The organism is Paracidovorax wautersii (genome assembly GCF_900113035.1).
In the GTDB taxonomy this organism is placed as follows: Bacteria; Pseudomonadota; Gammaproteobacteria; order Burkholderiales; family Burkholderiaceae_C; genus Paracidovorax; species Paracidovorax wautersii.
The window spans coordinates 42,431-55,072 of the sequence record NZ_FONX01000012.1 but is presented as its reverse complement, the minus strand read 5'-3'; the positions used below and the strand labels follow the sequence as shown (position 1 = coordinate 55,072).

The following is a 12,642-nucleotide window of genomic DNA, read 5'->3' as shown; positions in this document are numbered from 1 at the left end:
CAACGCCTCACTGGATGCTCATCCACTTGAAGGGCATGTTGTTGTCGGCCAGCTGCACCAGGCGCAGCTTGTCGGACACGCCCCAGGCCAGTTGCTGCTGGTGCAGCGGCAGATGGCCCACGTCTTCCGCGTGGATCTGGAACGCCTCGCGGATCATCGCGTCGCGGCGGGCCTTGTCGGTCTCCACAGCGATGCGGCGGATCAGCGCATCCACCCGCGGATTGCAGTAGCCGCCCAGGTTGTACTGGCCCGCGCCCTTGCCGTCGGGGCAGGCCACCAGGGCGCCCAGGGCATCCTCCGCATCGTAGGTGGAGGGCGCCCAGCCCAGCAGATAGAAGCTGGTGTCGCGCCGCAGCACCCGGGGGAAATAGCTGCGCCGGCTTTCCAGCTTCAGCCGCACCTTGACCTGGATGCGCGACAGGTTGGAGGTCACGGCCTGGCAGATGCGCGCATCGTTCACGTAGCGGTCGTCCGGGCAGTTGAGCGTGATCTCGAAACCCTCGGCATAGCCCGCCTCCGCCATCAGGCGCTTGGCGGCGGCCACGTCGTAGGGCAGCCGCTTGGCATCGGCCTGGAAGCCGTTCACGCCCGGGCCCACCAGCCAGGCCGCGGGGTTGGAGGCGCCGCGCATCACGTCCTTGCGGATGCCATCGATGTCGATGGCCTGGTAGAAGGCGCGGCGCACGCGCGCGTCCTTGAACGGGTTGCGGCCCCGCACGCTGGAATAGAGCAGCTCGCTGCGCTGCTGGTCCATGCCCAGGAAGATCGTGCGCAGCTCCGGCCCGGTGACCGCGCGCGTGCCGGGGTTCGCGTTGACGCGCGCGATCTCTTCCACCGGCACGGGCTCCATCACGTCCACCCGGCCCGAGAGCAGCGCCGCCAGCCGGTCCGCGTCGCGGGCGATGGGCGTGAAGACGACCTCGGCGGCATTGCTTTCGATGGGCGCCCAATAGCCGGCATTGCGCACGAAGACCGTGCGCACGCCCGGCAGGCGTTCACCCAGGCGGAACGGGCCGGTGCCGTTGGCCCGCATGAGGGTGCGCCCGCTGGTGCCTGCGCTGCGCGCATCGGAGGGCGCCAGCACGCCCTGTGCCTCGCACCACGGGCGGCTCATCATGTACACGGTGGTGAGCACTTCGGGCAGGATCGGATAGGGCATGGCCGTCTCGATCTCCACCGTGTATTCGTCGATCTTGCGCACCTGCTTGATGGAGCCGACATAGCTCTTCATGCCCGAGCCGGCCATCTGCGCGCGCTCCAGCGAGAACACCACATCGTCCGCCGTGAAGGCCGATCCGTCGTGGAAGCGCACGCCTTGGCGCAGCTCGAAGCGCCAGACGGTGGGCGCCGTCTGCCGCCAGGCCTTGGCGAGGGCCGGTGCCAGGCTCAGGTCCTTGTTGCGGCCCACCAGCGGCTCGTAGACGTTGCCCAGCAGGCTGAGCTGCAGCGCCTCGTCGAGGGAATGCGGGTCCATCGACAGCGCATCGCCCTGGTCGGCGATGCGGATGGTCTGCGCGAACGCTATCGGATGGAGAGCAACGAGCGCAAGCAGGACGGGCGCTGCCGCCCATCGGCGCACCCATCCCAGGCAGAGGGCCAGGATGGATGGGCCGCCGCCTTCGGGCGAGCGCTGCGTCATAGCGTAGCCAGCGGCATCGCCTGTTCCACCAGGCTGGCATGCAGCGCTGCCCCCAGCGGCAGGATGTCGTCGTTGAAGTCGTAGCGGCTGTTGTGCAGCGCGCTGTTGCCCGGCCCCATGCCCTGGCCGATGCGCAGATAGGCACCCGGGCGGCTCTGCAGCATGAAGGAGAAGTCCTCGGCGCCCATGCTGGGCTCCAGGTCGCGCACGACGTTGTCGGCCCCCACCAGCCGCTCGGCTACGTCGCCCGCGAAGATCGCATGCTCCTCGGTGTTGATGGTGGCCGGATAGATGCGCTCGTAGCGCACGCTGGCCGTGGCGCCGAAGCCCAGCGCGATCGCGCCGCACACTTCCTGGATGCGCCGCTGCACCATCTCCTGCACGGCCGGATCGAAGCTGCGCACCGTGCCCACCAGCGTGGCCGAGCCAGGAATCACGCTGAACGCGCCCAGGTCGCCCGCCTGCACCGCGCACAGGCTGATGACGGCGCTGTCGAGCGGCCGCACGTTGCGCGAGACGATGGACTGCACGGCCGTGATGATGTGCGCGGCCACCAGCACCACATCGACCGCCTGGTAGGCATGCGCGCCATGGCCGCCGCGGCCGTTGATCTCGATGGTGACGCGGTCGGCCGCCGCCATCATGGCGCCGGCGTTGAGCCCCACCGTGCCGGGCTTCATCGCCGGCCAGTTGTGCATGGCATAGACCGACTGCACGGGAAAGCGCTCGAAGAGGCCGTCCTCGATCATCACGCGCGCGCCGCCGAAGCCCTCTTCGCCCGGCTGGAAGATCAGCACCGCCGTGCCGTCGAAGTTGCGCGTGGCCGCCAGATAGCGTGCCGCGCCCACCAGCATGGCGGTGTGGCCGTCATGGCCGCAGCCGTGCATGAGCCCGGGCTTGCACGACTTCCAGGGCGCATCGCTCTGCTCGGTGATGGGCAGCGCATCCATGTCGGCGCGCAGGCCCACCATGCTGCCGCTGCCCCGCCCCTGCCCACGGATGACGGCGACGATGCCAGTGCGACCGATGCCGTCGTGGATCTCGTCCACCCCGCAGACCTTGAGCGCCTCTTTCACGCGCGAGCCGGTATAGACCTCTTCGAAGCCCAGTTCGGGATGGGCGTGCAGGTCGCGCCGGAAGGCCGTGAGTTCGGGGTGGAACTGCGCGATCTGCGCAAAGGCCCGTCCGCCGGCCTTGAGACGGGGGGTGGGGGGCATCACGTTGCCGCCGGCTGCGCTCGCCATGTCAATGTCCTCCGGCTTTGCCCACGCGCAGGCGTGGATCGACCACGAAATAGAGCAGGTCCACCACCAGGTTGATGACCACGAAGATCAGCGCGATCAGGCACAGGTAGGCGGCCATCACGGGAATGTCGGCGAAGGTGACGGCCTGGATGAACAGCAGGCCCATGCCCGGCCACTGGAAGACCGTCTCGGTGATGATGGCGAAGGCGATCAGCCCACCCAGCTGCAGGCCCGTGATCGTCATCACCGGCACCAGGGTGTTCTTGAGCGCATGGCCGAAGTGGATGGCCCGGTCGGAGAGGCCCCGCGCCCGGGCGAACTTGATGTAGTCGGTGCGCAGCACTTCCAGCATCTCGGCACGCACCAGCCGCATGATGAGCGTGAGCTGGTAGATGGCCAGCGTCACGGCCGGCAGCACGATGTGGTGCCAGCCCTTGGCCGTGAGCAGGCCGGTGCTCCACCAGCCGATCTGGGTGACCTCGCCCCGGCCGAAGCTCGGGAACCAGCCCAGATGCACGGCGAAGACCAGGATCAGCAGGATGCCGATCAGGAAGGTGGGCAGCGAAACGCCCAGCAGCGAGATCGTCATGAACACCTGGCTCATGAACGTGCCCCGGCGCAGCGCCGCATAGACGCCCATCGGCAGGCCGATCAGCAGCGCCATCACGGCGGCCACCAGGGCCAGTTCCAGCGTCGCCGGAAAGCGCTCGGCGATCAGCCGCGAGACCTTAGCGCCCTGACGCAGGCTGATGCCGAACTCCCCCTGCGCCGCATTCACCAGGAAATGCCAGAACTGCACGACGAAGGGCTGGTCCAGCCCCAGCGCGGCGCGCATGTCGCGGATCTGATCGGGCGTCGCGTCCTGCCCCAGCAGGGACACGACGGGGTCGCCCACGTACTGGAACAGCATGAACGAGATGAAAGCCACGGTGATCATCACGATCACGGCCTGGATGAGGCGGCGCAGGATAAAGGCGAGCATTCAGTGAACCGGAGTTGGGAGAGGCATGCTAGCAGGAGATATTTCGCGCACGGGACTCAGGGCATGTGCAAACGCAGGGCACGCGTGCATTGCAGAGCGGCAGCCGGGGACCTGGCAGGCCGGCGCCGGCAGATCTCACGGCAGCGGCCCGGTCACGGGAAGCGGAGGCGACAAGCGGCGCTTCATGCGACATGACAATCGAATACCGTCCAGCGAAGGACTGCTGCACCGCGACCATTCACACACTCCTAGCGACCAGCTCGAACGCAGGCCCACTCATCAGCAAGTGCAGTGCCAGCCAGCTTGGTGTAAGTCTCTTCTTCCCCGCCTCGCACCCACAAAAAAGCCGACGGTCCCAAACGGGAATCCGTCGGCCTGGGCAGGCGGCCGGCACGCCGAAGCGTGGGGCCCTCCTGCCAGCGCATGTCGGCGCAATGGCGCAGCGATCAGAAGCGGTGGCGCATGCCCACCGTGATGCCGGTACGGTTGCGCGCACCGTTGCTGTCCAGCGCCATGCCGGCGCCGCCGTTCACACGGGTGTGGTCCACCGCGAAATACGCATCGGTGCGCTTGGAGAGCGCATAGTCCAGCACGGACACGAGGAAGTCCGCCTTGCCGCTGTAGGCACCGGATGCCGAACCCGACTGGCGGGCATGGAAGTAATGCACGCCGATGTTGATCTGCGACGTGGCCTGGTAGCCCACGCCCACCTTGTACATCTGGCGCTTGTCGGCGTGGTCACGCAGGTTCAGCACGCTCGCGGGATTGGCCGGATTGGCGGCAGCGCCCGGCAGGAAGCCGCCGTTGGAGGAGCCGGACCAGTACGCGCCCATGATGGAGCTGTCCACGACGCCGGCGGTATTGAAGCCATAGGCATCCTGCCGCTTGTTCAGCCCGTAGCCCAGGGCCAGGTACCAGGGGCCGGTGCGGTAGGAGCCGCCCAGCGTCCAGGCATCCACATCCGTGCCGCCCGGCAGGCGCGTGTTCAGGTAGCCCACGCCGGCAGCCACGCCGCCCGATGCGTAGCGCAGGTAGCCGCCTGCCGTGCGGATGGCGCCGGCCGGGTTCACGTTGGCGCCCAACTTGTCCACCGTATTGCCCTCGTCGAAGGAATACTGCAGCGCGCCGCGGAAGTCGCCCACCTCGGCCAGGTACTTGATGGCATTGTTGGCACGCGCACCCATCGCCATCCCGAGTTCGGGCTTGTAGGCTTCCATGTAGGGCGAGTACGGGAACGACGCATAGGTGGAGGTCACCAGGTCGAACAGCATGTTGTACTGGCGCCCCAGGGTGACACGGCCGAAACCGCCCTGCAGGCCGACCCAGGACTGCTGGAAGTAAGGCGTCGTCGGCGTGCCGCTGTCGGCGTTGAAGCGGTTCTCCAGGTTGGCGATGGCCTTCAGGCCGCCACCCAGTTCTTCATTGATGTTGATGCCCCAGCGGCTCTGCGACATACCGCCACCGATCATCTGGCTCAGCGATCCGTCCGCGTTGGCACCTTCATTGTTGGTATGGCGATAGGCCACATCCACGATCCCATACAGCTGCACGCTGCTGGTGGCGGGGGCCTGCTGTGCCAAGGCCAAAGGCGCCACTGCGGCCAGAGCCGTCATCGCCAGCGTTTTTTTCACAAACGGAATGCGCATGGTTTGTCTCTTTCTGTAAGGGAAGGAATCTCATTCTAGGAACCAAGGGCGATGACCAACATAGGGCAAGCACCTCAAAACCACAGTCGTTTTCCCTTAAGTCCTGTTACCTGCGCGACAAAAAAAAACCGCTGCCCGAGGGCAGCGGTTTCTTGTCTTCTTGCTAACTCAAGCTGGCTAGGCCAGCCGGAAATTAGAAGGAGTGACGCACACCGACTTGCACGCCGGTTTGGTTGTTGCCAGCGCCGGGGCCGGTCGTGTTCAGGTTCTTGGCGTCCAGGCCCAGGTTGGACTGGTCCTTGTTCTTCAGGTAAGCCACGGTGCCGTACACAGCGGTGCGCTTGGACAGGTTGTGCACGTAGCCCAGGGACAGTTGGTGAGCCTTGGAGCTGATGGCCTTTTGGTCGTACAGAGCGTATTGCAGCTTGAACTCGCCAGCGCCGACGGGCATGGAAGCGCCGATAGCGTATGCGTTGAACTTGGCATCAGCCAGGCCAGGCGTTTCGTACTTGGACTGTTGCAGGATCGTGCTCAGCTTGGCGACGTTCAGGTCGTAGGAGCCCGACACGGTCAGGGTGTCACGCTTGGAAGCGGCAGCCAGATCGCGACGGTCGTACGACAGAGCAACGCTCAGAGGACCGTTGTCGTAGGCGCCGAAAGCACCAGCGTAACGGCCAGCCTTGCCGACGGTTTGTTCGTCGAAGCCATAGCCCACGCCGCCGGTGAAGCCGCTGAAGTTGGGCGTGTAGTAGCTGACCATGTTGCTCGAACGGATGTCGTTGGCATCAGCCACGGCGCTGCCGTTCCAGTTGCTCCAGCCCTTGAATTGACCGATGCCGGTTTGGCCGAACAGGTCGTAGCTGCTGGTCTTGGCGTAGGTGGGGGTCAGGTCACGGCCCAGGCGCACTTCACCGAAGTTGCCCATCAGGCTGATCGTGGAACGACGTTGGAAGTTGAAGCCGTTGGCGTTGCCGTTGTCACCGAAGATTTCGCCTTCGAGCCAGAAGCCAGCCTTCAGGCCGCCACCCAGGTCTTCCGTGCCACGGAAGCCCAGACGGCTCGTAGCGTTGCCGCTGGTGCTCAGGCCGTACAGGTTGTCGCCGTTGGCGTTGGCCTTGTTGACGTAGCCAACAGCGGTGTCAACGATACCGAACAGGGTCACGGACGATTGAGCCATTGCAGCGCCGGAAGCAGCAGCCAGCACAGCCAGGGCAATCAGAGATTTTTTCATTGCGAGTACTCCAAGGTTAAACAGAGGGCGCCGGTTCGGAGGGCTGAGCTGCGTCATGCAAAGCGCGCAACCCTCGCCGGTTCCCCGGGCCAACCTCCTGGTGGGGAAGTTACTGATATTGCAACAGACGCCAGCGGGTTTCGCAAAGGAATTCCCGCACAATCCTTTAGCAAAGCCTGTTTTCGTTGCGGTGTTGCAACAGTGGCCGGGGACAGGAAAATTCCTGACAACGGCAGACGGCAAAGGCTGACGGCTCAAGCACTTACAGCAATGTATTGAACCTCTCTGGAAGACTCACCATGGACAAACTCCTGAACGCGGCCGATGCGGCACTGAGGACCCTGTTCGCCAAGCCCGTGGCGGCCGAAGCGTCTCCGGCACGGGGCGTCGCACAACAAGCACTTTCCGTACCAGACAGAGCCCTGTCCGGCGCACTGATGCGGGTCAACCATGTGGGCGAGGTCTGCGCGCAGGCGCTCTACACCGCCCAGGCCAGCGTGACGTCCGACCCGGTACTGCGGCGCGAACTGCTGGAGGCGGCGCGCGAAGAGACCGACCATCTGGCCTGGACCCAGGAACGCCTGGATGCCCTGGGCGCTCGCCCCAGCCTGCTGAATCCGCTCTGGTATGCCGGCGCCTTCGCCATCGGCTTCGTGGCGGCCAAGGTGAGCGACCGCGTGAGCCTGGGCTTCGTGGTGGAAACGGAACGCCAGGTGGCCTCCCACCTGCAAGGGCATCTGGGCCGGCTGCCGGCCGACGACCACGCCTCGCGCGCCGTGGTGTCCCGCATGCAGGCCGACGAGGAGCGGCACGCCAACCACGCGCTGGCCGCCGGCGCCGTGCCCCTGCCCGCGCCGGCCCGCCTGGCGATGCGTGCCGCGGCCAAGGTCATGACGACCACCGCGCACTATCTATAAGAACGTGTTCACGATCTCAGCAAGCAAGCCCTGGCCGCAACGCGGCGGCGCCCGGTAAGGCTCAGGCCTCGACGATGTCGTAGCCCGTCGTGATCTCGGCGGTCTTGCCCAGCATGATGCTGGCCGAGCAGTACTTGTCGTGGCTCATGGCGATGGCGCGCTCCACGGCGGCCGGCGGAATGCCGCGGCCGGTGACGGTGAACTGCATGTGGATCTTGGTGAACACCTTCGGATCGGTGTCGGCCCGCTCGGAGGTGAGCTTGACGCTGCAGCCCCGCACATCGTGCCGGCCGCGCTTGAGGATCAGCACCACGTCGTAGGCCGTGCAGCCGCCGGTTCCGGCGAGCACGGTTTCCATCGGGCGCGGGGCCAGGTTCTGGCCGCCGTTGGCCGGGTTGGCGGCATCCGGCGCGCCGTCCATCGCCAGGACGTGGCCGCTGCCGGTTTCCGCGATGAAGCCCATGCCCGAGCGCGTTCCGCTCGCTCCGGTCCAGCTGACAGTGCATTCCATGTTGTTTTTTTCCAAAAATTAGGCGAATCAGCAGCCAATCTGCCACACGCTACCCAGATTTTGCTGCATCGCAGCATCCATTGGGCTACACTTGCCCCATGCGCTGCTTTTCATGAGTGGCGCACCTATTGTCTCCTCCATCTCCTCAAAGGATGGATTCGGCCCTGGACCTCACGGTTCGGGGCCGTTTTTTTTTGCCCGTTCGCAATCCACGGGGAGCGCCTGGGCCAAAGCCTATGATGTCGGCCCCTGCCCTTCGGCGGGGCTTTCGTTCGATGCAGACCGCCGCCCGCCCATGACCACCCCGCCTCTTTCCCCGTTCGACTATCTCAAGAAGATCCTGACGGCACGCGTCTATGACGTGGCCGTCGAGTCCGATCTGCAGCCCGCCCACGCCCTCAGCCAGCGGCTGGGCAACCAGGTGCTCCTCAAGCGCGAAGACCAGCAACCCGTCTTCAGCTTCAAGCTGCGCGGCGCCTACAACAAGATGGCGCACCTGACGGCCGAGCAGCTGGCCCGGGGCGTGATCTGCGCCTCCGCCGGCAACCATGCCCAGGGCGTGGCGATGAGCGCACGCAAGCTGGGCACGCGCGCCGTGGTGGTGATGCCCACCACCACGCCGCAGCTCAAGGTGGATGCGGTCAAGACCCTGGGCGGCGACGTGGTGCTGCATGGCGACAGCTATTCCGACGCCTACGGCCATGCCGTGCAGCTGCAGCAGGAGCAGGGCCTGACCTTCGTCCACCCGTTCGACGACCCCGACGTGATCGCCGGCCAGGGCACCATCGCCATGGAGATCCTGCGCCAGTTGCAGAGCCTGGGCAGCAGCCGGCTCGATGCGGTCTTCGTCGCCATCGGCGGCGGCGGGCTGGTGAGCGGCGTGGCCAACTACATCAAGGCCGTGCGTCCGGACATCAAGGTGATCGGCGTGCAGATGAACGACTCCGACGCCATGGCGCAGTCGGTGCGCGCGCACGAGCGCGTGGCGCTGGCGGACGTGGGCCTCTTTTCCGACGGCACGGCCGTCAAGCTGGTGGGCGAGGAGACCTTCCGCGTCGCGCAGGGGCTGGTGGATGAATTCATCACCGTCGATACCGACGCCGTCTGCGCCGCCATCAAGGACATCTTCGTGGACACGCGCAGCATCGTGGAGCCGGCCGGCGCGCTGGCCGTGGCCGCCATCAAGCAGTACGTGGCCGAGCGCAAGACCACGGGCGAGACCTACGCCGCCATCCTCTGCGGCGCCAACATGAACTTCGACCGCCTGCGCTTCGTGGCCGAGCGCGCCGAGGTGGGCGAGGAGCGCGAGGCCCTCTTCGCCATCACCATCCCCGAAGAGCGCGGCAGCTTCCGGCGCTTCTGCGAGGCCGTGGGCTCGCTGCCCGGCGGCCCGCGCAACGTGACCGAATTCATCTACCGCATCAGCGATGCCGCGCGCGCCCACGTCTTCGTGGGCCTGACGACGCAGGGCCGGGGCGAATCCGCGCAGATCGCCGACACCTTCCGGCAGCAGGGCTTCGAGGCGCTGGACCTGACCCACGACGAGCTGGCCAAGGAACACCTGCGCCATCTGGTCGGCGGCCATTCGGCGCTGGCGCAGGAAGAGCGGCTGATGCGCTTCACCTTCCCCGAGCGCCCCGGCGCGCTGCTCAAGTTCCTGAGCCTGATGCAGCCGAGCTGGAACATCAGCCTGTTCCACTACCGCAACCAGGGCGCGGACTATGGCCGCATCCTCGTGGGCATGCAGGTGCCGGCGGACGACAAGGCTGCGTTCGACGCCTTCCTGCAGGCGCTGGACTACCCCTGGGTGGAAGAGACGGCCAACCCGGCGTACCGGCTGTTCCTCAAGGCCTGATGCAGGTCTTTCAGGCCGCCAGCGCTTGATTTACCTGCGTATTCAGCTACCGAAACCATAGCAGCAGCATGCAGCAAGCCCTGCGCCACTATTTGCTGGCCGTGCAGTTCTTCACGCGGCTGCCCGTCACCGGGCGGCTGGCGGACTGGGTGGGCTACAGCCCGGCCATGCTGCGGGCCAGCGCGGCGCACTTTCCAGGCGTGGGCTGGCTGGTGGGCGCCATCGCCGCAGCCGCCTATGCCGCGCTGCACGCGGCGCTCAGCGGGCAGCCGCCGCTCGTGCCGCTCATCGCCGCCGTGGGCTGCACCATCGCCACCGTGATCGCCACCGGGGGCTTCCATGAAGACGGCCTCGCCGACGTGGCCGACGGCCTGGGCGGCAGCGCGCAGCGCGAACGGGCGCTGGAGATCATGAAGGATTCGCGCATCGGCGCCTTCGGCGCCATGGCGCTGGTGCTGGCCCTGCTGGCCAAGGTGGCGCTGCTGGCGCTCATCGGCACGCACGGGCTGGGGGCGGCGCTGGTCTCGCTCTGGGCCGGGCATGTGCTTTCGCGCGGCTGGCCGCTGCTGCTGATCTGGCGGCTGCCGCATGTGGGAGACACCGCCACCTCCAAGAGCAAGCCGCTGGCCGAACGCATCGCCACGCCGGCGCTGTGGGCCGCTGCGGCCTGGTGCGTGCCGCCGCTGGCGCTGGCCGGGTGGGTGCTGGGCGCCCCGTTGCTCGCCGCGGTGCTGATTACCAGCGCCCTCGCCGCCGCGTGGATGGGCCGCTGGTTCCAGCGCCGGCTACAGGGCTTCACCGGCGACTGCCTGGGCGCGACGCAGCAGGTCTGCGAGATCGCCTGCTACCTGGGCGCCGCCATCGCGCTGGCGCAGCGCGGCGGCCTGGGCTGATGCCGCCCGCCCCGCCCCAACTCTGGCTGGTGCGCCACGCCCGGCCGCTGATCGATGCCGGCATCTGCTACGGCCGCCACGACGTGCCCGCCGATGCAGACGCCACCCACGCCTGCGCCGCCCGGCTGCAGGCCGCCCTGCCCGGCCGGCTGGCCGGAGCCGCCACCTCGCCGCTACGAAGATGCGAGCAGCTCGCGCAGGCGCTGCAAGCGCTGCGGCCTGATCTGGCCTTTGAAACCGATCACCGGCTGGCCGAACTGGACTTCGGCACCTGGGAAAACCGCGCCTGGGCCCATATCCCCCGCGCCGACATCGACGCCTGGACCGCCGACTTCGCCCGCCACCACCCAGGTGGCGGCGAAGCGCTGACGGACATGCTGGCCCGCGTGCAGGCCGCGCTGGCCCAAGCCGCGCAGCAGGCGCTGGAGCATGGCGGCGATGTGCTGTGGATCACCCATGCGGGCGTGGCGCGCTGCGTGCAGTGGCTGCAGCAGCATGGCGCCGTGGCGCCCCTGTCGCACGAATGGACGGCGCCCGCGCCCGGCTACGGCGAATGGCTGCGGGTGCCGCTGGCGCTGGCGGGCACCGGCGCAAAGCACCTCATTTCTTGATCGGGATTTCCAGCGTCATGCTGGTGGCGCCATCCCTCGACGGCCCCAGCCGCGCCTGGCTGCGCGCGAGCGACTGCAGCACCAGGCCGGGCTCGATCTCGCTGCCCACCCGGTAGGGCTTGGGCGGCTTGCCGTCCACGGCGATCAGCGCCGCGCCATGGCCGCTGGCCGTGCCGGCCAGCACACCCACCAGAGCGAAGCGGCTGGCCGCGGCAGGCGCCTCGGCCGGGGCCACCGGGCCGGCGCCCAGCAGGCGCGCCAGGGCCTGCGCATCGGGCGCCACGGGCTCGGGCGCCGGGGCGGCCACCGGCCAGGCCGGCGCCTGGGCCGAGAGCCGCAGCCCCCAATACACCACGCTGGCGCCTGCCAGAACCCAGAGCGCCATCGTGCCCAGGCGCACGCCCCAGGGGCTGAATGTGTTTGTCACCATTGCAGGATTATGATTGACCGGATATGTCAGAACTGCGCACCCACCCGAGTCTCTTGCCCGCAATGCAACACACTCCCGCCGCCCTTTCGCCCACCCCGTGCGCCTCTGCGCGCCCGCGTTTCGCCCAGCGGCTGCGCCGCCGCGTGTCGGCCGGCTTCACGCTGATCGAGCTGATGGTGGTGCTGGTCATCATCGGCGTGCTGGCCGCGCTGATCGTGCCCAACGTGCTGGACCGCGCCGACGACGCCCGCAGCACCGCGGCGCGCACCGACATCACCAACATCATGCAGGCGCTCAAGCTCTACCGCCTGGACAACCAGCGCTACCCCACGTCCGAGCAGGGCCTGCAGGCGCTGATCGCCAAGCCCACCACCGGCCCGGTGCCGAACAACTGGCGCCCCTACCTGGAAAAGCTGCCCAACGACCCCTGGGGCCGCCCGTATCAGTACCTGAACCCCGGCATCAAGGGCGAGGTGGACGTGATGTCGCTCGGCGCCGACGGCCAGTCCGGCGGCGAAGGCAAGAACGCGGATATCGGCAGCTGGCAATAAGGATGGCCCCCACGGTCGCGCACTGCGCGTCGCTCCCTGCCCTCCGAGGGAGCCGCGTTTCGCCTGGGGGCGGCCCGGCGGCGCAAGCTCTCCGCGACTGACACCGGCATTTGCGTGCGTCTTCCGTGCAGC

At 67.5% G+C, this 12,642-nt stretch carries 13 protein-coding genes; 6 read left to right on the top strand and 7 right to left on the bottom strand.

What is annotated here, in order from left to right; translation table 11 throughout:
- Positions 1 to 7: 7 nt before the first annotated feature.
- The 5 genes from BM070_RS16615 to BM070_RS16595 form a co-directional block, all read right to left on the bottom strand.
- A complete protein-coding gene (locus tag BM070_RS16615; protein WP_434803196.1) occupies positions 8 to 1,588 on the bottom strand; it encodes an ABC transporter substrate-binding protein in 1,581 nt (526 codons plus the stop codon).
- A 47-nt stretch (positions 1,589 to 1,635) separates the two neighbouring features.
- On the bottom strand, positions 1,636 to 2,883 hold the full coding sequence (locus tag BM070_RS16610) for a M20 aminoacylase family protein (protein WP_245785263.1): 1,248 nt from the start codon (positions 2,881 to 2,883) through the stop codon (positions 1,636 to 1,638).
- Between the two features lies 1 nt (position 2,884).
- A complete protein-coding gene (locus BM070_RS16605; protein ID WP_092940458.1) occupies positions 2,885 to 3,865 on the bottom strand; it encodes an ABC transporter permease in 981 nt (326 codons plus the stop codon).
- Positions 3,866 to 4,311: 446 nt separating this feature from the next.
- Positions 4,312 to 5,511, bottom strand: a complete 1,200-nt coding sequence (locus BM070_RS16600) for a porin (protein WP_092940457.1) — start codon at positions 5,509 to 5,511, stop codon at positions 4,312 to 4,314.
- 193 nt (positions 5,512 to 5,704) lie between these two features.
- Positions 5,705 to 6,742, bottom strand: coding sequence for a porin (locus BM070_RS16595; RefSeq protein ID WP_092940456.1), 1,038 nt, complete (start codon positions 6,740 to 6,742; stop codon positions 5,705 to 5,707).
- Between the two features lie 55 nt (positions 6,743 to 6,797).
- Here BM070_RS16595 and BM070_RS24330 point away from each other — a divergent pair, with 55 nt between their 5' ends.
- Entirely contained in the window at positions 6,798 to 6,992 is a 195-nt protein-coding gene (locus BM070_RS24330; protein WP_139222860.1) for a hypothetical protein, read from the top strand.
- Between the two features lie 49 nt (positions 6,993 to 7,041).
- Positions 7,042 to 7,659: a 2-polyprenyl-3-methyl-6-methoxy-1,4-benzoquinone monooxygenase gene (gene coq7 / locus BM070_RS16590; RefSeq protein WP_092940455.1), complete on the top strand. Its 618-nt coding sequence runs from the start codon at positions 7,042 to 7,044 to the stop codon at positions 7,657 to 7,659.
- Positions 7,660 to 7,720: 61 nt separating this feature from the next.
- Here coq7 and BM070_RS16585 read toward each other — a convergent pair whose 3' ends face one another.
- A complete protein-coding gene (locus tag BM070_RS16585; RefSeq protein ID WP_092940454.1) occupies positions 7,721 to 8,170 on the bottom strand; it encodes an OsmC family protein in 450 nt (149 codons plus the stop codon).
- A gap of 295 nt (positions 8,171 to 8,465) precedes the next feature.
- On the opposite strand from BM070_RS16585, the gene ilvA reads away from it, so the two are divergent.
- The 3 genes from ilvA (at position 8,466) to BM070_RS16570 (ending at position 11,529) form a co-directional block, all read left to right on the top strand.
- Entirely contained in the window at positions 8,466 to 10,025 is a 1,560-nt protein-coding gene (ilvA, locus tag BM070_RS16580; RefSeq protein ID WP_092940453.1) for a threonine ammonia-lyase, biosynthetic, read from the top strand.
- 68 nt (positions 10,026 to 10,093) lie between these two features.
- Entirely contained in the window at positions 10,094 to 10,918 is an 825-nt protein-coding gene (locus tag BM070_RS16575) for an adenosylcobinamide-GDP ribazoletransferase (RefSeq protein WP_092940452.1), read from the top strand.
- Positions 10,918 to 11,529: a histidine phosphatase family protein gene (locus BM070_RS16570; RefSeq protein WP_092940451.1), complete on the top strand. Its 612-nt coding sequence runs from the start codon at positions 10,918 to 10,920 to the stop codon at positions 11,527 to 11,529. Before BM070_RS16575 ends, BM070_RS16570 begins: the two co-directional genes overlap by 1 nt.
- On the opposite strand, the gene BM070_RS16565 is transcribed toward BM070_RS16570, so the two are convergent.
- Positions 11,519 to 11,959, bottom strand: coding sequence for a type II secretion system protein N (locus BM070_RS16565; RefSeq protein ID WP_092940450.1), 441 nt, complete (start codon positions 11,957 to 11,959; stop codon positions 11,519 to 11,521). The genes BM070_RS16570 and BM070_RS16565 overlap by 11 nt on opposite strands.
- 62 nt (positions 11,960 to 12,021) lie before the next feature.
- Here BM070_RS16565 and gspG point away from each other — a divergent pair, with 62 nt between their 5' ends.
- Positions 12,022 to 12,510 (top strand): type II secretion system major pseudopilin GspG, encoded by a 489-nt coding sequence (gene gspG, locus BM070_RS16560; RefSeq protein WP_281245434.1) that lies wholly within the window; start codon positions 12,022 to 12,024, stop codon positions 12,508 to 12,510.
- Positions 12,511 to 12,642: the final 132 nt, after the last annotated feature.

Excerpts from the sequence above, each read along its gene's own strand:
- BM070_RS16610 (WP_245785263.1), bottom strand. The coding sequence starts at position 2,883 with ATGGCGAGCGCAGCCGGCGGCAACGTGATGCCCCCCACCCCCCGTCTC.
- BM070_RS16605 (WP_092940458.1), bottom strand. The coding sequence starts at position 3,865 with ATGCTCGCCTTTATCCTGCGCCGCCTCATCCAGGCCGTGATCGTGATG.
- BM070_RS16600 (WP_092940457.1), bottom strand. The coding sequence starts at position 5,511 with ATGCGCATTCCGTTTGTGAAAAAAACGCTGGCGATGACGGCTCTGGCC.
- BM070_RS16595 (WP_092940456.1), bottom strand. The coding sequence starts at position 6,742 with ATGAAAAAATCTCTGATTGCCCTGGCTGTGCTGGCTGCTGCTTCCGGC.
- BM070_RS24330 (WP_139222860.1), top strand. The coding sequence starts at position 6,798 with ATGCAAAGCGCGCAACCCTCGCCGGTTCCCCGGGCCAACCTCCTGGTG.
- coq7 (WP_092940455.1), top strand. The coding sequence starts at position 7,042 with ATGGACAAACTCCTGAACGCGGCCGATGCGGCACTGAGGACCCTGTTC.
- BM070_RS16585 (WP_092940454.1), bottom strand. The coding sequence starts at position 8,170 with ATGGAATGCACTGTCAGCTGGACCGGAGCGAGCGGAACGCGCTCGGGC.
- ilvA (WP_092940453.1), top strand. The coding sequence starts at position 8,466 with ATGACCACCCCGCCTCTTTCCCCGTTCGACTATCTCAAGAAGATCCTG.
- BM070_RS16575 (WP_092940452.1), top strand. The coding sequence starts at position 10,094 with ATGCAGCAAGCCCTGCGCCACTATTTGCTGGCCGTGCAGTTCTTCACG.
- BM070_RS16570 (WP_092940451.1), top strand. The coding sequence starts at position 10,918 with ATGCCGCCCGCCCCGCCCCAACTCTGGCTGGTGCGCCACGCCCGGCCG.
- BM070_RS16565 (WP_092940450.1), bottom strand. The coding sequence starts at position 11,959 with ATGGTGACAAACACATTCAGCCCCTGGGGCGTGCGCCTGGGCACGATG.
- gspG (WP_281245434.1), top strand. The coding sequence starts at position 12,022 with ATGCAACACACTCCCGCCGCCCTTTCGCCCACCCCGTGCGCCTCTGCG.